Raw genomic sequence first — 17240 nt, forward strand, 5'->3', positions numbered from 1 at the left:
GACGGTCAAATTATTATTCATTATCATTACATACCTTAATTGATATGAAATAACGGAAATCGGCCATGAGCTTGGACTTGCTGCGGCGGGGAATGAAAATCTCCCACTTGCGATTGCTCGCGGAGCTTGCAAAACACACTCGCCTCACCGACGCCGCAAGCGCTCTTGGCATGTCGCAACCGGCCGCTTCGCGTCTGATTTCCGAGGTTGAGCGCGTGGCAGAAGCCGACATTTACGTGCGATCGGGCCGCGGAATCGAGTTGACCGAGATCGGCAACAAACTGGCCGAACGCTGTGTGCGCATCCTGCAGGAGTTTGCCGATGCGGGGCGCGATATCGAACAGCACAAGTCCGGCCAGAGCGGACACGTCAGCATCGGGTCTGTGACAGGCCCTGCAATCGAATATGTCCTGCCCGCAATACGTCACGTGCGCCTCAGCTACCCGGATATTTCCATTTCGGTGGAAGTCGGTCCCAGTCTCGATCTGGCACCGATGCTGGAGGACGGGCGGCTCGACTTTTCCCTCAGCCGCGTGCCGGTGGATGAAGATCCGGACCTGTTCGAGGAACGCCCTCTCCTGCGCGAACCTGCCTGCTTGGTCGCCCGGACGGATCATCCGCTGACCCGCCTCGCAGCCCCTGTGCCTGCAGAAGCCCTCCTGGGTTTTGACTGGGTGCTTCCGCCTGTTGGCGCCCCGATCCGCACCACGACGGAACAGGCATTGCGCGACAAGGGGCTTGGTCTGCCCACCAAGGTGCTGACGACGTCTTCGTTCCTGTTCACGGTCGCGACTGTTCAGCGTACCAACGCGATTGCCGCTGTCGCTCAATCGGTTGCCTCAAGTTTTGCTGAAAATGCAGACGGAAGCCCGGGCACGATCACAGCCCTTGAAAGCGATCTCACCTTGTCGGTTGAGACCTACTCCTTCCTGACCCGAAAAGGTCAGGTTTTGACGCCTGTCGCCCGTATCGTGGCGCGCGAAGTCCTGCGGGCAATCACGGGCGAAACGATACTCGCGTGATTGCAGATCGCAAGCCGAAGCGATGCAACGTCTTGAAAAACTTGGCAAACTATAGAGGGAGAGTGGTGCCCAGAGCCGGAATCGAACCAGCGACACGCGGATTTTCAATCCGCTGCTCTACCAACTGAGCTATCTGGGCGTGCCTTGCAAGTGGTCCGGGGCGAGCCCCGTTCGCTGAAAGCCCGGTCCTTATAGAGGCTCCCTGAAACCTTGTCCAGCACCCCGGCAAAGTTTTTTGCCGAACGGCCTCACCTCACCTGTTGAAAACTTTCAGACCCACTAACCTTCTGAAAAACAATATCTTTCCCGTGGCTGAGTAAAATCGTTTCGTTCTGTGTCACTTATATCTGGGCTTCTGTCCCAACAAGGCACGTGGTCGGAGGCCCTCTGATCCACAGTCAAGTCATCCCCTCTATGCTGCGGTACGCACCCGACCTCCTCCAAATACCGACATGCAAACGAAAGAAGCGCGCCACGGATGGCGCGCTTCTGACAGTCATCAACGATCCTGAAGATCTTATTTCACGGTGATCCGGTCGTCCGTGTAGGCCGAGTAACCGTTCTTGCCGGCAAGATACTCGGAAACCACATCGGCCAGGTCCGGGCCGAAGTCATAGGCGTTCATGCCGTTGGTTGCGAAGATCTTGTAGCCGTCGCCGCCACCGCGCATGTAGTTGTTGGACACCACGCCGTAGACCTTTTCCGGATCCAGCGGAACGTAGCTGTCGCCTTCCATCACCATGACATCGGAGATCCGCTCACCGGCGGGCTTGGTCTTGTCGAAGGAATACTTAAGACCGGCGACTTGCGGGAAACGGCCTGCCCCCTCTTCCACCTGGCTGACGCCGTTTTCAAGAGCCGCGATCACGTCGGACCCCTTGAGTTCGAAAGTGGACAGCGTGTTCTGGAACGGCAGCACTGTCAGGACTTCGCCCTTGGTGATCTCACCGGCGTCGATGGAGGCACGCAGACCACCGCCGTTCTGGATGGCAATCTGGACACCCTGGCCCTTGACGCGATCAAGCATGGCATCCGCGACCAGGATCCCCATTTCGCAAGCCTGGGCCCGGCAGACTTCCCGGTCGGCGCCGATGGGAGCATCGGCCTGGGCAACGACTTCCTTGCGGATTTCGTCGAGCGGTTCGGCGAGTTCCTTGATGCGGGAAACAAGTTCCGGATTTTCGACGATGGTGTTGTCGATGATGATCGGCTCGCCGGCAGCTTCCGTGATGACGCCATTGTCGTCAAAGGTCACGTTCAGCTCGCCCAGGAACTTGCCATAGGCGTAGGCCTGAACGACAGCGGTCGGCGTTCCGTCCGGACCGTCGATCATGGTCGGATACGGGCCTTCGGCATCGTCCGACGTGTTGGACAGGTAAGTGTTGGAGTGGCCGCCGACAATCACGTCGATGCCCGGTGCCTTGGCAGCAACTTCCTTGTCGACGTTATAGCCGGAGTGGCTGAGGACGATGATCTTGTTGACGCCTTCGGCAGCAAGTTTTTCCGCTTCGCGGGTTACGGCCGCAACCGGATCGGTGAAGGAAATATTCGCGCCGGGGCTGGCCAGTTCATCTGTATCTTCCGGCGTCAGGCCGATCAGGCCGATCTTCTCACCGCCGCGTTCGATAACGATCGAAGGCTTCAGCACATCGGCAAGCTGAGGCTCCTTCGAGACATCCGCGTTGGACATCAGGACCGGAAACTCGACCGCATCCATGAACCCGCGCAGGACTTCAGGTCCATCATCAAATTCATGGTTGCCGACGGTCATACCGTCGTAGCCGAGCTTGTTCATGAACTCGGCGGCAGCCTTGCCCTTGTAATAGGTATAGAACAGCGTGCCCTGGAACTGGTCACCACCGTCGACGAGGATCGTGTTGTTGCTGGCCGCGCGGCGATCCTTGATGATCGTGTCGAGGCGCGCCGTGCCACCGAAGCATTTGCCTTCCGCATTGTCCTCTTCACCGCAGGTCGAATCGTACTTGTTGATCGGCTCGATGCGGCTGTGGAAGTCGTTGGTATGCAAGATCGTCAGCGAATAATCGGCATAGGCTGCCGTCGACAGTGCCGTGGTCACGGACAGCACTGCGGCGCTCAGAAAACGTTTTTTCATCGGACCCTCGCCCTTGGATAGGTTGGTTATGCCGTATCAGGAACGAGACGCCTGACGCCGGCTTCCCGGTGTTCTTAAAAACCCCGTACGCCCCTCAACAAAAGGCATCAACCCTACCGGACAAAACCGGAATTCAGGGCGTCAGGATCGCCGGTATAAAAAGATCTTGGTGCAGTTTTATGACAGCTGCAAGTGTTTGGCGGCACGAAACTGAAAAAAATTTTGCTGGATAAATATTTTTGCAGCGCTGCCTAAAAATAGCTCAATCCCGCCAACTCTGCCGAGCCAAGTTCCGTGACAGCCGGCTGAACAGGCAAATGGCAAGCCTTCCCGAAAACTCCGGTGGCCGGCGGTTTTCAGGGACTTTTGAGAAGATTTTCAGGAAAGGAGCACTGAAGCTCCGAATTCTGCCTGGAATACCGGCAAGGCCTTCGCGCCTGCTTCGCCGGCAAACGAACCGGTGGATCACATGACGCGCCAAGGCCTGTCAGGAGCGGTCTTCGTCCGGGAAATTGCTCTCGTCGATATCGTCGGTCTCCACCACGGGTATGGTGTACCCCTCGGAGAACCAGCGGTTCAGATCGATCTTGGCGCAGCGATCCGAGCAGAACGGATAATCGTCCGGCGTCGACAATTTCGAGCAGATCGGACAGGGGCGCATGCGCCGTTCGGGTTTCTGGCTTTCGGCCATTTCACTCTCCGGATTTCAGCTTCGCGCCAACTGCTGAAAAGGCAGCCGGTGATGGTTCATCGGCTTGCCGAACACGATCTCGACAGCCTCAGGCCGCCGCTGTCGCCCAGCCCTGATGAACAGGGTAGCCGGCCGAACTCAGCAGGTTCGCGGTTTCCACCAGGGGCAGTCCGACCACCGCCGGGTAGGACCCGACCAGTTTGACGACAAAACTTCCCGCGAGCCCCTGAATGGCATATCCGCCTGCCTTGCCACGCCACTCGCCGGAGGAAATATAGTCGTCCATGTCCTTGCGCGTCAGGCGTTTGAACCGCACGCGGGTTTCGACAAGCTTGGAACGGACCTTGCCGTTTGCCTCTGCAACGGCCACCCCGGTGAACACCCGGTGGCCACGGCCCGACAGGAGAGACAGGCACATGAGCGCCTGATCGGTCAGCTCCGCCTTGGGCAAGGCCCGGCGGCCGACCGCAACCACGGTATCGGCAGCCAGCACCACACTGTCCTGCATCGCTTCGGACGCATCGGCCATCTGACGAACGGCTTCAGCCTTTGCACGCGCCAGGCGCAGCGCAAGACTGCGCGGTGTTTCATGCTTCTTCGGCGTTTCGTCGATATCGGCCGGCAGGAGGTGATCCGGCTCCAGTCCGATCTGCTGCAGCAGCGCGAGGCGGCGCGGCGAAGCGGAGGCCAGGATCAACTGAGGGGCATTGGTCATCTAAGAGCGAGCCTTGCAGCCGGGGTCACCTTGAAGGATCCGCTTACTTGAAGCGGTAGGTGATCCGCCCCTTGGTAAGATCATACGGGGTCATTTCGACAAGAACCTTGTCGCCCGCCAGTACGCGGATACGGTTCTTGCGCATACGCCCTGCCGTGTGGGCAATAATTTCGTGATCATTTTCCAGTTTTACGCGGAACGTCGCGTTCGGCAACAGTTCTGTTACGACGCCCGGAAACTCCAGAGCTTCTTCTTTGGCCATTTGATATCCTGAATAAAGCGGGCCCTGCCCGCGGGTGCCGGGGAAACTAACGGATTAGCGGCAGAAAGTGAACCTTTCTTTCCACCGCTATGCAAAGAAACTGCCAGAACCTATGCATCACCCCCTGCGATCACCATTTCCTGCCGGATTTACGCCGGAAAACCCGGCATTTTCCTGCTGTTCACGCCACTCATCTTCAAGAATTGCATAATAGAACTCTTCGTCCCAGCCGCCCTTGAACAAGGCATGCTCGCGAAAATGAGCCTCCCTGCGCATGCCCAGGCGTTCCATCACCCCCCAGGACGCGTTGTTGCGGGCATCGCAGCTGGCGAAGATGCGGTGCAGTCCGAGATCCTCGAACCCCATGCGCAGCAGAGCGCGGCCGGCTTCCGTGGCAAAGCCCCTACCCTGATATTGAGGGTTCAAAGTAAACCCGATCGTGCCCTGGCGCGCCTCCACGTTCGTCACCCTCAGCGAAACGTCACCGATGACACCACCGTCCTTCCTTTCCTCTACCGCGAAGGCCAGTGTCCCTTCACCATCCAGGCACTTCATGTCCGCCCATTTGGGCAGTTTCGACCGGATTTCCTCCAGGCTCCGTGGTTCCCAGAACTGGAAACGAGCAACCTCCGGCAGAGACTGGTAGGCATGAAGTGCCTCCGCATCGCCTGGTTCCATAGGACGCAGTACCAGCCGGTCCGTCAGGACCGGGGACGTGATCTCGAATTTCATCTTGTTCCTTCAGGTTCAGCCGCTTGGCGGCGGCGCCCAGTCCAGGCGCTTCTTGATGCGCATCATGAGCTGATCGCGCACTGCCCGGTATTCGCCCAGGATCTGCTCCCGGCTGCCGGTGGCAAGGGTGGGGTCGAGTGTCGGCCAGTATTCGACTTCGACCGATTCCGTTCTCGTCATGTCGAGCGCCTTGTGGTGCGCCTCGGGAGCGAGAGTGACCACAAGATCGAACCCGGATTCGTCAAGATCCTCGAATGTCTTCGGCGTGTGCCGGCTCATGTCGACGCCTATTTCGGCCATGACCGCGTCCACGAACGGGTCAACCTTGCCGGAACGGACACCGGCGGAACGCACATAAATCTGACCGGGAAAGAGTTTGGCCGTCAGAGCCTCGGCCATGGGCGAGCGTACGGAGTTCATTCCGCAGGCAAAAAGCACCGCAGTCGGACGCATGCCCGGCCCGGCCATATCCGTCAGCCCTTCCAGTGCAAGGCGTAAACGAGGGTAAACAGCCGTCGTGCCGTCTGCATGTCGACTTCTATCTTCCCTTCCAGCCGCTCCATCAAAATGGCAGAACCTTCGTTGTGGACCCCGCGCCGCCCCATGTCGATCGCCTCGATCTGGCTCGGTGTCGCGTGGCGGATCGCCTCGTAATAGCTCTCGCAGATCAGGTCGTAGTCCTTGACGATCTTGCGCAGCGGAGACAGTGACAAAACATGAGTGACGACTTCCCTGTCGTCATCGGTCCTGATCCGGAAAACCAGCTTCTTTTCGATTACCGACAGGTTGAGAACATAGCTCGCCGGCGGATGTCCGACGGGCTGAAACGCGTTTTCCTCAATCAGGTCGTAGATCGCAACAGCACGGTCATGCTCCACTTCCGGTGTGGACCGGGCGATAGAGGCTTCGTCCAAAACCACATCAACCAGCTTTCCGCCGGTTTGCTGCGGTTCGGGATCCGGGTGCGGTTCGCTCATCTGGTCGAAGCCTCTTCTTCAAATCGGGAGCTATAAATTCAGTCTGATGGAAACAGAGCGCGCGTGCGCCGACAACCCCTCTGATTCACCAAGAGCGATTGCCGCCGGTCCGAGCTGACGCAGGTTATCCGCATTGCATTTCAGGATCGAGGTGCGTTTGACGAATTCCAGCACGCTCAAACCCGACGAAAAGCGAGCCGACCGCGCGGTCGGCAACACATGATTGGACCCGCCGACATAGTCGCCAATGGCTTCAGGCGTATAATGGCCCAGGAACACGGCGCCTGCGTTGCGCACCTTTTTCAGCAGCGCTTCCGGATCGGCAACGGCAAGTTCCAGGTGTTCAGGAGCAATACGGTTGGCTAGCGGCATTGCCGCCTCCAGATCGTCCACCAGGATGATTGCTCCGTAATCCTGCCAGCTGGCACGGGCAACATCTTCACGCGGCAACGTTTTCAACTGCGCTTCGACCGCAGCTTCCACCTGGTTTGCAAGATCTTCGCTGTCGGTGATCAGGATCGACTGCGCAGCGGTATCGTGTTCGGCCTGTGCCAGCAGATCGGCAGCAAGCCAGTCGGCATTGTTGCCGCTGTCGGCCAGGATCAGCACTTCGGATGGGCCCGCGATCATGTCGATGCCGACCGTGCCGAAGACACGTCGCTTGGCAGCCGCCACAAAGGCATTGCCCGGACCGACGATCTTGGCGACCGGGGCAATGGTCTGCGTTCCATAGGCGAGAGCAGCAACGGCCTGTGCACCGCCAATGCGATAGATTTCCGTGACACCGGCAATTCTGGCGGCAGCCAGCACCAGCGGGTTCAACACCCCGTCCGGGCTCGGCACCACCATGACGATGCGTTCAACGCCAGCAACCTTGGCCGGCACGGCATTCATCAGAACCGAACTCGGGTAGCTGGCGGTACCACCGGGCACATAAATGCCGACAGCCTCTACCGCGGTCCAGAGTGAACCGAGTTCCACGCCGATTGGATCGGTATAGCGGTCGTCCTTCGGCATCTGGCGGGCATGGTGGGCATGAATGCGGTCGTGGGCAAGCTGCAGGGCGTCCAGCGTCTCCTGCGGCACCTTTGCAAGCGCGGCGTCAATTTCTGCGGCGGACACCGTCAGTTCGGCCATGCTCTCGGCCTGCAGCCGGTCGAACCTTGCCGTATAGTCGAGGACTGCCTTGTCGCCTTCGGTGCGAACACGCTCGAGAATGTCCCGGACGATCTGGTCGACATCCTCCGACACTTCCCGTTTGCCGGAAAGGAGAGCCTTGAACTGGTCTTCGAAGCGGGCGTCGTTGATGTTAAGGCGTAGAACCACGCAATTCTCCATCATGTGCGGTGCCGTGCACCGTCTGTCATTCCGTGCGAGCGGTCAGCTGAGGTCGTGTTGCGGCAGGTTCGGCGTGGACCATGCGGCGCCCAGGTCCGACAGTTGCGCCTCGATGCAATCCACCTCAAGCGCAAGGCTGCCACCACCGGCAAAGGCGAGCTGGATCGTGCCGGCCGGCTCTTCGCCCGGCTCGAATGTCACGGCGAGCAGTTCCAGGACGGCACCCTTGGCCTTCTGGTTGATGTTCTGCGCCTTCATGGCCCTGACTTGCGCAAAGGCCAGCGCCGTGCGGCGGCGCTCATGTTCCTTCGATCGCTTGTCGGCTTCCTTGTCCCACACGAACCGGTTCAACACGAACACGGCCTTCTGCTCCTTCGGCAGATAGCGGATATCCGCGATGGTGATCACCGCGTCCTGCAGATGGGCGGAAAGAACCTGAAGGTCTTCCTGGTCAAGGGCGGCAAGTTTCAGCTGGTCCATTTGCTCTTGTTCTGATCCGGTCATGCGTTGTCTGGCAGGACGCATATAAGCGACTTCCTGCCCGGTCCCAAGGCTGTTGCCTAATGGGGAATAACGGTTTTGGCAATCTCCAATGCCCTGAAACATGCCTTGCGGCACCGTGGAGCCCTCAAGGGCCTTCATCCACCCGCTGGCGCAGATCCGCCTTGACCTCGTCCAGCGATGCAATCCGCCGGAAGATCCGCCGGCCCAGCCAGAGCCCGAACACAAGCAGGAAGAAGCCCAGAGACGGCCCGTAGGGCGCCGGAACAAGGACAACAGCGAACAGTGCTGCGAAGGCAAAGGCCAGCTGGACCAAAAACCGGATTGTCTGTGCATTCATGCAGTCGCTCCAATATCGTCCCGCAGGTTATCCAAGCGTCGATTTGTAATCACCTGCCATCTGCCTTCCGTCTTGCAATCAGGGCACGCATTCTGGAAAGTGACGCCAGTACCATCAGGGCGACACCCTACCATCACACGAACGCATGGGCACGTAATGCTGAAACGATCCACCTGCCTCGGCCTGCTGGCAGGCAGCCTGCTTCTTTTCCAGACGCCGATGGATGTCCAGTCACAGGATTTTACCGAGAAGGTTCTGGGTGAGACCATATATGTCCCGGCCTATTCGCGGGTCTTTTCCCATCCGAACAGGTCCGACCTTCTGGCGGCAACACTTGCCGTCCACAATGTCGACCCTGAGGCCACCATAACGTTGCAGCAGGTCGATTATCACAACGAGGATGGCAGTTTGCTGCGCACTCTGCTTGATGCGCCGGTGGACCTTGCACCCCTGCAGTCGAAAACAGTGCTGATCCCGATCAACGACACCACTGGCGGGGTCGGGGCGAATTTCCTGCTCGTGTGGTCGTCGGATAGCGGTGCCCTCAGCCCCATCGCAGAAGCCATCATGACCAGTGGCAGCGGCGGTCCCGGCCCCTCTTTCACGTCACGAGGCCGGGTGATCAAGCGGCAAACGGCGGAGTAGATTTCGCGAAAAATGCATTACATGGGGTGCGGCGCAGTCCACGCCGCCCATGTTTTTACACTGTAATCCAATGGCTTTATCAGGCCGAGATGCGCTCGATCTTCGCGCCGCAGCGGGTCAGCTTGTCTTCCAGACGCTCAAACCCGCGGTCGAGGTGATAGACACGACTGACCGTCGTTTCGCCTTCTGCTGCCAGACCGGCAATAACCAGCGAGACGGACGCCCGCAGATCCGTTGCCATGACCGGAGCACCGCGCAGGGTCGAGACGCCGTCGATCATTGCCGTGCGGCCGTCCACATGGATCTGGGCACCAAGGCGAGCCAGTTCCTGCACGTGCATGAAACGATTTTCAAAGATGGTTTCGGTAATCCGGCTCGTGCCGCCGGCCTTCGTCATCAGGGCCATGAACTGGGCCTGCAGGTCGGTCGGAAAGCCCGGGAACGGTTCGGTGGTGATATCTACCGGCTGGATGCCGTTGCCGTTGCGGTAAACCTTGATGCCGTCGGCGGTCTGCGTAATGTCCGCGCCAGTCTGGCGAAGTGTTTCGAGCGCCGTTTCCAGAAGGTCCGAACGGGCGCCTTGCAACAGAACGTCACCGCCGGTCATGGCAACAGCCATGGCATAGGTGCCCGTTTCAATCCGGTCCGGAACAACCGCGTGATGCGCACCATGAAGGCGCGGCACACCCTGGATGCGGATGGTCGATGTGCCTTCACCCTCGATCTTCGCGCCCATGGCCTTCAGACATTTGGCAAGATCGACGACTTCCGGCTCACGCGCGGCATTGACGATTTCCGTCTCGCCACTGGCCAGCGTCGCCGCCATCATGATGGTGTGGGTTGCGCCGACGGAAACCTTCGGAAACTCGACGCGAGCACCTTTCAGCCCACCCGGGGCCTTGACGATGACATAGCCGCCGTCGATCTCGATCTCGGCGCCGAGCGCTGCCAGACCGTCGATGAAGAAGTCTACCGGCCGCGTACCGATCGCACAGCCGCCAGGCAGCGAGACCCGCGCCTCATGGCTGCGGGCAACCAGCGGGCCGATAACCCAGAAGCTGGCACGCATCTTGGAAACAAGCTCATAAGGAGCGGTCGTGTCGACGATTTCACGGGCGGTCAGGTTCAGCGTCTGTCCGGCAAGGTCATCCTGGCCACTGCGCTTGCCGTTCACCGAGTAATCGACCCCGTGATTGGACAGGATCTGCATAAGCTGGGCAACGTCGCGAAGGCGCGGCACATTCGACAGCGTCAGGGTCTCATCCGTCAGGAGCGATGCGATCATCAGCGGCAGTGCCGCATTCTTCGCGCCGGAAATCGGAATGACACCATTCAGTTCCGCACCGCCAACGACCTTGATACTGTCCATGTTTTTCCCCGAACAGGACCGTGCTCACCGCACGGCCATCCCTTTGCATACGTCAAGAAACTCACATCAAACGTGCGGTCTACACGCAAGTTATGGCCCATGCAAGGCGCGCAACCGGCTGCGACCGGGCAATTTTGGGGCGACACAGTCCTGCCGAACATCCGGCCGTTGGTCCTCAGTCGGCATCCCGTGTCTTGGCAGCAGACTTGCGGCGGCGCAGATTGGCTCTCAGGGCTTCGGCCAGCCGGTCTTCGCGGGATTTCGCCCCGGCTTTGTCCGACGCCTTTTCGCCTGTCTGCTTGCCGGATTTTCCGCCGCCGCTTTCAGCGGACTTGTGCTGCTGGTCTTTTTCGCCCATGGCGCGCCTGTTTGATGATCCTGTGATTCATTTGTCTAGCAAGCTGCCCGTAGCTTGCCTAGGCATCTTGTGTCTTCTGCATGGTTTGCCGACTACCCTGCCAGCTTCAGCAGCATTCGGTTTTCCCATCGCTGCCGTAAACGTGTCCGCGGCCAGGCTGCACCCCATCAGACATAACCCTCATCGCGCCAAGAAGCCTGCACACGGTGCTGTGTCCCGCCTTCAGTCTTCCCTGTTTCCAATCGTCCCAATTCCCCGGAGGCTGCTTCCACCTGCCTTTCGGCGAGGGCCCGTCTCCCCTCTCCCGAAAACGCCAATCTGCTCTGCGCCTCGACCGGAAGGATTGTTTAATATCCACAGGCGAAACAGGGCCGAAAGCACCAGCTTTGCCGCACCAACCCTTCAATCGTCCCGGCTTTGACGAGAGGGAGCAAATGACTGCGGAAAAAAATCCCAAAACACTGCTTGCGTCCCCGAAGGTCTTATGGCAAAAGCCCCCTCATTCCGGTCGGCACCGCTGATCGGCACCAGCACTTGCGTCTTGCAACTCAAGCTTTTCAAGCAAAAAAGTTCGACGCCGCGCCTGTCCCAAAGACAAGCCAGATGCTGCCGTAGCTCAGGGGTAGAGCACTCCCTTGGTAAGGGAGAGGTCGAGAGTTCAAATCTCTCCGGCAGCACCATTTCACATTTCTTCCCGCAAAAGACGCTAACACCTTGAATGGTAAGGTGATTTCTGGCGCTCTATAATCCTTGTTCCGGGTGTTTTCCAAGCGCTCATCAAAAGCCAATCTGAAGACTGTTTTCTGCAACGCGACGGCGCATGGGCCCTCAAGGTTCTTCCTCGCGCTCCATTGCCGGAATAACGCCGCAATGCTTGGTTTTATGGGGTAAAGCCCTAGCTAAGCTGCTTGCGAGCTTGTGAGGAAATGCGATGAATGAGAGCCAGACGAAATTGACTGCTGCGGAAGCAAAGGGCCTTCGCACTGCCAAGGAGCTTGAAGCTCATCTTGCTTGGCTGGAAACCTTCACACCTGCGGCGCTCGGCGTTCTGGCAATCGCTTCCGGTATCTACACCTACCTGGGTGTGTCCTCTCTGCTGGAGGATACGGGTGCGATGAGTTTCTTCGCGGCCGTGGCCTATTCCGTCGCCGTGTCAGTGGGGATATTCGTATTCTGGAGCTACATGCTTCGGCTCATGCCAGCGATGCGCAGTGCGGCGGGTTTCATCGGACTTTCGGTTTCAATGCTTGTCGGGTCGGCTGCAATCATTGCCATGTCTAGCTGGCTCAACGCGGCCGCGCTTGCGGGATCGGCGGCTGTCGAACAGCACCTGGATACGACAGTCCGCGACTACCAGGCGGCTTTGGAGCAGGCACATGAGATCGCCCTTTCGGGCCAGGCTCTCGGGCGCGAGGTTCAACGTGCAAAGGAAGCATTCGAAGCACTCGCCCAACAGGAACGCTCCGGCGAGCTCTCAGGCACAGCGGGTGAAGGCGCAGTCTTTCGAGTTCTGACGCAAAAAACAGAAGAGCTCCAGAACCTTGAGGAGCAGATTTCAGAACAAAAGCCACTGATCGACTCCGCCTTTGCCCGGGGCAACGAAATCCTTGGGCGCATGCGAGCCCTGACGGTTGCCCCCGGGCCGGTTGAACAAAGGTCGGTCGCGTTTTCGGAAGAAAGCGTGCGTCTTGCCGGCGTTATTGCAAACCTGAACCAGTACTCCGTTGCACCGCTCGTCGCTCGAGCAGCCGAGGACCTGCCTGCATCTGTTGTTCTTCCCGAACTTGATGGCCGAAACAGCAGCGTTCGGGACGCTCAATCAAGCACCATCGCATCGGTATTGAACGCCCTCGACCAACGCAGCCAGACCCTGCGGCGCGCAGCCGATGAAGTGCTGGCGTTGGAGCCACCACAGGAGACGGCCTATAATCCGATCTCAAGCGCCGACGCTGTGATCAGGTACGCAGGCAACTTTGTCCCCTCATGGGCTGGTGCTATCGCGATCGACCTCCTGCCCGCCGTTCTGGTCTTTGTGGTCGCAATCACCCAGGCATCGATCCGTAGCGGCCGGGATGGGCTGAGCATCGAGGAAACCCTGACGCTCGCAGATCTCAAGGCAGCAATCAATGCGATGAAGGACGTCGAGGCTTCGATGGGGGCGGCAGACAAGGAAGTCTTGCGCCGTGTCGCAAATGCGGAAACTTCCGAGCCCGCAAACCTGAATGCCGCGGAGTAGCACGACGTGTTTTCCGAGCGCCTTGATACGTCGCAGATAACCATTCAGCGCAGCCTGAAGTGGGTTTTGGTCGCCCAGGCGATCCTGGCAGCCTTGTTGGTGCTTTCGCATCTGCAGGCTCAATGGACCCCGGGGGGTGGCGGCAACGATGCACTGCCGTCCGGACCCACGACACCCGGCGATCAGGTGAGACACTACGATCCATCTCGAAGCTTTCCCGACTTCATGCGGACACCCGCCCCGTCGACTGTCAAAATTCCGGGTGACATGCCTCCCAGGCTTCAGTTTGAAGTGATCGAGAGGGGCGAATTGGGGGAAGCGATTTTCCTGAAGGGCCGGATCTCATCTGGAGACGCCGAACGCTTTACGAGCTTCCTGGCTAGCCTGGAAGAAGCCCCCAAAGTGGTTTCACTCCATAGCCCCGGTGGCAATGTGAGTGAAGCATTTGAAATTGGTCGTAGCCTGCGCGCAGCTGAGCTGGATACCACCATGCTGCCTGGTCTGGTGTGCCTTTCGTCGTGTCCTTACATTTTTGCAGCCGGTGTCAATCGTTCAGCCTCCAAGGATGCTGCCGTAGGCATGCATCAGCACTACTATGACACCCCCGGCTACATGCCTGTTTTCCTGGCGGTGGAAGAGATTCAGTACGGCCAGGGGGAAACGATGGAATACCTGATCGAGATGGGTATCGATCCAGGCCTGATGGTCCATTCTCTCAATACGCCCCCCAAGGAAATCTACATCCTGGTTGAAGATGAGCTTCTCGGCACCCGGCTCGCGACGGAAATCCTGGACTGAGCGCCGTTCAGCAGAGGTCGGGTCTGAGCCCGCTCCAAAAGCTACAGATGCAATTGGCCCGTTGCAGTGAGCACAGCGGAACCGGTCAGTTCAACAGCGTCGGGGCACACGAGAAGCCGAATATGGCTTTCCCTACCCATAGAAACTCCCTGTACGACCGTGAACGTTTCTTGTCCCCCAGCACCGCTGCGGTTGGCCAATAGCCACCCCAGTGGGCCTGCGGCACTTCCTGTTGCCGGGTCTTCCCGAATGCCTACGGTTGGATTGAAGAAGCGAGCATAGGCTTCCCCACTCTTTTCACCAGATGTCGTGAATACATAACATCCTTGCGCACCGGCACGCTCCAACAGCAGAAGAAGCATGGAGGCGTTAGGCTCCGCGCGGTCAACTTCGTCGCGGGAAACGAGCCTGACGAGCATATGCGCCGCACCAGTGGAGACCACGACCGCTTCCTGCGGCCCAAGGGCCGGTTCAGTCTTGTCGAGCCCCAGTGCTTCGGCAAGCGCCTGCAAGTCCCCGACGTCGCCAATATGGCGCGGCATGGCCTGAGCCAGGGAGACAGTGGCCCGTCCATTTTCCCGCCCGATCGAAACTGGAAGAAGCTCGTCCCCCAATTGCTGAACAAACGAGGTGCGTTCACCTAGTTGGCCCGTTTCTGCCAACCACCACCAGACACCTAGTGCGTTATGGCCGACACCAAACACTTCGTCTCCGGTCGGCGTAAACGATCTAATTCGAAAGTCCGCAGAAGCCTCTGTAGGCGCCAGGACAAATGATGTCTCCGATAAATTGAATTCGACGGCGATCGCGCGCATCGTGTGCTCGTCCAGGTCATCCGCGTCTGGAACCACAGCAAGAGGATTGCCGCGCAGCGGCCTCTCGGCAAACACATCAATGATCGCATACTGTTGAATTTTATTCGTTATATTCATTTGAATTCCTCTCTGTTTCGCGAATAATTCTCTTGAATACGCGGGATTTAGCAATCTAATCTATTTCAACAGTATTGAGAAAAATTGCACACCAGATGCCACAACCGTCTCTAAAGTCACTGCAAGCAGCGGAAGCTGTAGGCCGTTTAGGCAGTTTGTCGCGGGCGGCATCCAGCCTCAATGTGACGCCAAGTGCGGTGAGCCACCAACTACGTCTGCTTGAGGCGCAACTCGAGGTAACGCTGTTCGACAGGACGGATACGGGCTTGGTTCCCACCGCGAAGGGCAGGTTGCTTTTGCCAAAACTCACGGAAGGGTTTCAGGTGATTTCGGACGGGTTGGCCGAGATAAGCGCCAAGCCTCGCCCCTTGCTTACCGTTTCGTGCGGTCTCGCTTTTGCTGCGCGATTTCTGGTGCCACGCCTGGTGAACTGGAACGCGGAACATCCGGATACAGAGATCAGGCTCGTCACCACCAGCCGACTGGTCGATTTCGATCGGGAAGACATCGACATAGCCATCAGATTTGGCAAAGGCGAGTGGCCGGATGTGAAAACCGAAAAGATCGTCGACCAGTCGATCGAACTCGTCTGCACTCCTGGCCTCAGCAAAGCACTCCTGACCCAGGCAACAGCCTCCGAGGTTCCGCTCATAGTTGATGAGCAAAGCCTTGTTTCCTGGACCCAATGGTCTTCCAGTGTAGGCGGTAAGCATCTCGACCCTTCCCGACACCCGGTGGTCCGTGTGCCTGACGCGTCACTATCGTACGAGGCTGCTGTTTCCGGTCAGGGCCTGTGGCTGGCATGGCCCGTTCTGACGCGTGACGCCGTTGCCTCCGGCATTCTGGTGAGACCAGACATTCCGAGATGGGATGCTAATCTCGGATACTGGGCTGTTTCGACAGCGTCGAGATGGCGCCGGCCTCAAGTCAGGAAATTTCGTGCCTGGCTGCACCAAACCTGCGCAGCGGCTGTCTGAGGCAGCGGGCATTTCGACAAACTGAAAATATCGCTGATCTCAATGTGCAGTGCCGATCAGCAAAAACGCGCAGGACACCATTCCGGATGCGGTCATGGCGCGCCTCATGTCGCAAGACCACTGTTCGGAGAGGCAATGACAAGAATGTCCACTTTGCTGACTGGCACTTGCATTGGCAAAAAACGCGTCGGCTGACAGAGACTGTCCAGGGACTGCCGTCAGCTTTCCGATAGGCACCCTGAAGCTGGCACCAGCCAGAGCAGCCAGCGCTATTTGCCGGAAGATACGTCGGCGACGCAGCGATGGAGATGTCGTGCCAGCGTCGTCGCTGCTGCTTTCGCCTCCTTGTGTTTCGGTCGAACCAGATGGAATGCGCCATCTGGAAACAGCGGCTGGTCCCGGAACACTGCGAGCTGCCCCTGCCGCAGCAGGTCGCTTGAATTTGAAACCCATCCCAGCATCACTCCCATCCCGGCAATCGCAGCCTGGGTGGCCTGAACGTAGTTGCTGAACGTCCGGTTGCCCTGCCCGCTTCCGGAAAGGCCCATAGCATCGAAATATTGATCCCACCTCGGCCAGCATTCATCCTCAGCCTCGACATGCAATAAAGTCGCCTTTGCCAAATCACCGTTGCCTGCGACCTTACCCAGGCAACCACCGAGGTGCTGGACAGCGGCCTTCTCCATTTCGCCGTGCGCGCGAGCAACTCTCCGGCCGGCATTTTTCCACCGACCTTGAAACGGGGGCATTTGCTGGTGGATGGAGCGATTTTGAACAACGTCCCGGTCGACGCGATGCGGGACCGTGTCGGGTCGGGCGAGGTGATCGCGGTCGACGTCAATCCCCGCGAAGACCTGGTCGTCGATGCCGCCCTGGAACGGTTCGGCCCACTTGATGTGTTGACCCGCCTGTTTTCACGCCGGACGGAGAAGCTGCCAACCCTGCCTGAAATCCTGGTGCGTGCCGGCATTGTCGGCGGCATCGCCCACCGGGACCAAACCAAGGCGATGGCAGACCTCTTGATTGAACCCCCGGTGGGTCGCTTTCCCCTTATCGGCTATGGCCAGGCTCATACCATCGCCCAGGTCGGTCAGGATGCCGCGAGAGCGCGATTGAGCTGAACCGTTTCCATACGGAAACGAGCCCCGGAGAACAGGAAAAAAGCTTCGGGATAGTGTAAGTCTATTTCTCATGCCGCAGGGATTTCAGAACGATCTGGAGCGACGATATCGAG

At 58.7% G+C, this 17240-nt stretch carries 20 protein-coding genes and 2 tRNA genes; 7 read left to right on the top strand and 15 right to left on the bottom strand.

The window, feature by feature from the left end; genetic code table 11:
• The first annotated feature begins 65 nt into the window (after positions 1–65).
• Positions 66–1022, top strand: coding sequence for a LysR substrate-binding domain-containing protein (locus FIV03_RS26240; protein WP_152511537.1), 957 nt, complete (start codon positions 66–68; stop codon positions 1020–1022).
• Between the two features lie 63 nt (positions 1023–1085).
• Here the strand turns inward: FIV03_RS26240 and FIV03_RS26245 are convergent.
• The 11 genes from FIV03_RS26245 to FIV03_RS26295 all read right to left on the bottom strand — a co-directional run bounded on the left by FIV03_RS26245 (position 1086) and on the right by FIV03_RS26295 (position 8691).
• Positions 1086–1161: transfer RNA gene (locus tag FIV03_RS26245), tRNA-Phe, on the bottom strand.
• Positions 1162–1539: 378 nt separating this feature from the next.
• A complete protein-coding gene (locus tag FIV03_RS26250) occupies positions 1540–3135 on the bottom strand; it encodes a bifunctional metallophosphatase/5'-nucleotidase (protein ID WP_152511538.1) in 1596 nt (531 codons plus the stop codon).
• 487 nt (positions 3136–3622) lie between these two features.
• Positions 3623–3826, bottom strand: coding sequence for a DNA gyrase inhibitor YacG (yacG, locus tag FIV03_RS26255; protein WP_031268946.1), 204 nt, complete (start codon positions 3824–3826; stop codon positions 3623–3625).
• Positions 3827–3914: 88 nt separating this feature from the next.
• Positions 3915–4541, bottom strand: coding sequence for a Maf-like protein (locus FIV03_RS26260; RefSeq protein WP_006939342.1), 627 nt, complete (start codon positions 4539–4541; stop codon positions 3915–3917).
• 43 nt (positions 4542–4584) lie between these two features.
• Complete coding sequence (gene infA / locus FIV03_RS26265; RefSeq protein WP_006939340.1) at positions 4585–4803, bottom strand: translation initiation factor IF-1; 219 nt, start codon at positions 4801–4803, stop codon at positions 4585–4587.
• Positions 4804–4920: 117 nt separating this feature from the next.
• On the bottom strand, positions 4921–5535 hold the full coding sequence (locus tag FIV03_RS26270; RefSeq protein ID WP_152511539.1) for a GNAT family protein: 615 nt from the start codon (positions 5533–5535) through the stop codon (positions 4921–4923).
• Between the two features lie 15 nt (positions 5536–5550).
• On the bottom strand, positions 5551–6003 hold the full coding sequence (locus FIV03_RS26275; protein ID WP_022999902.1) for an arsenate reductase ArsC: 453 nt from the start codon (positions 6001–6003) through the stop codon (positions 5551–5553).
• A 5-nt stretch (positions 6004–6008) separates the two neighbouring features.
• A complete protein-coding gene (locus FIV03_RS26280; protein ID WP_152507233.1) occupies positions 6009–6512 on the bottom strand; it encodes a UPF0262 family protein in 504 nt (167 codons plus the stop codon).
• Between the two features lie 30 nt (positions 6513–6542).
• Positions 6543–7850: a histidinol dehydrogenase gene (gene hisD, locus FIV03_RS26285; protein WP_077293138.1), complete on the bottom strand. Its 1308-nt coding sequence runs from the start codon at positions 7848–7850 to the stop codon at positions 6543–6545.
• 42 nt (positions 7851–7892) lie between these two features.
• On the bottom strand, positions 7893–8330 hold the full coding sequence (locus FIV03_RS26290) for a DUF2948 family protein (RefSeq protein WP_152511540.1): 438 nt from the start codon (positions 8328–8330) through the stop codon (positions 7893–7895).
• 148 nt (positions 8331–8478) lie between these two features.
• The gene (locus FIV03_RS26295; RefSeq protein ID WP_022999898.1) at positions 8479–8691 is read right to left on the bottom strand and encodes a hypothetical protein; all 213 of its coding nucleotides are present in this window, start codon (positions 8689–8691) and stop codon (positions 8479–8481) included.
• 156 nt (positions 8692–8847) lie between these two features.
• Between FIV03_RS26295 and FIV03_RS26300 the strand changes: the two genes are divergently transcribed.
• A complete protein-coding gene (locus FIV03_RS26300; protein ID WP_152511541.1) occupies positions 8848–9336 on the top strand; it encodes a DUF3124 domain-containing protein in 489 nt (162 codons plus the stop codon).
• Between the two features lie 79 nt (positions 9337–9415).
• Here the strand turns inward: FIV03_RS26300 and murA are convergent, their stop codons facing one another.
• On the bottom strand, positions 9416–10705 hold the full coding sequence (gene murA / locus FIV03_RS26305; RefSeq protein ID WP_062489663.1) for a UDP-N-acetylglucosamine 1-carboxyvinyltransferase: 1290 nt from the start codon (positions 10703–10705) through the stop codon (positions 9416–9418).
• Between the two features lie 175 nt (positions 10706–10880).
• A complete protein-coding gene (locus FIV03_RS26310) occupies positions 10881–11063 on the bottom strand; it encodes a hypothetical protein (RefSeq protein WP_152511542.1) in 183 nt (60 codons plus the stop codon).
• Positions 11064–11668: 605 nt separating this feature from the next.
• Between FIV03_RS26310 and FIV03_RS26315 the strand changes: the two genes are divergently transcribed.
• The 3 genes from FIV03_RS26315 to FIV03_RS26325 all read left to right on the top strand — a co-directional run bounded on the left by FIV03_RS26315 (position 11669) and on the right by FIV03_RS26325 (position 14097).
• Positions 11669–11743: transfer RNA gene (locus FIV03_RS26315), tRNA-Thr, on the top strand.
• Between the two features lie 251 nt (positions 11744–11994).
• Complete coding sequence (locus FIV03_RS26320) at positions 11995–13299, top strand: hypothetical protein (RefSeq protein WP_055658446.1); 1305 nt, start codon at positions 11995–11997, stop codon at positions 13297–13299.
• A 6-nt stretch (positions 13300–13305) separates the two neighbouring features.
• Entirely contained in the window at positions 13306–14097 is a 792-nt protein-coding gene (locus FIV03_RS26325; protein ID WP_152511543.1) for a hypothetical protein, read from the top strand.
• Between the two features lie 41 nt (positions 14098–14138).
• Here FIV03_RS26325 and FIV03_RS26330 read toward each other — a convergent pair whose 3' ends face one another.
• Positions 14139–15029: a PhzF family phenazine biosynthesis protein gene (locus tag FIV03_RS26330; RefSeq protein ID WP_152511544.1), complete on the bottom strand. Its 891-nt coding sequence runs from the start codon at positions 15027–15029 to the stop codon at positions 14139–14141.
• 95 nt (positions 15030–15124) lie between these two features.
• Between FIV03_RS26330 and FIV03_RS26335 the strand changes: the two genes are divergently transcribed.
• Positions 15125–16006, top strand: a complete 882-nt coding sequence (locus tag FIV03_RS26335) for a LysR substrate-binding domain-containing protein (protein ID WP_152511545.1) — start codon at positions 15125–15127, stop codon at positions 16004–16006.
• A 269-nt stretch (positions 16007–16275) separates the two neighbouring features.
• On the opposite strand, the gene FIV03_RS26340 is transcribed toward FIV03_RS26335, so the two are convergent.
• Entirely contained in the window at positions 16276–16692 is a 417-nt protein-coding gene (locus FIV03_RS26340) for a LysR substrate-binding domain-containing protein (protein WP_173013952.1), read from the bottom strand.
• A gap of 84 nt (positions 16693–16776) precedes the next feature.
• Here FIV03_RS26340 and FIV03_RS26345 point away from each other — a divergent pair, with 84 nt between their 5' ends.
• Positions 16777–17127: a hypothetical protein gene (locus FIV03_RS26345; RefSeq protein WP_152511547.1), complete on the top strand. Its 351-nt coding sequence runs from the start codon at positions 16777–16779 to the stop codon at positions 17125–17127.
• Positions 17128–17240: the final 113 nt, after the last annotated feature.

The sequence above is a fragment of the Labrenzia sp. THAF187b genome (genome assembly GCF_009363375.1).
In the GTDB taxonomy this organism is placed as follows: Bacteria; Pseudomonadota; Alphaproteobacteria; order Rhizobiales; family Stappiaceae; genus Roseibium; species Roseibium algicola.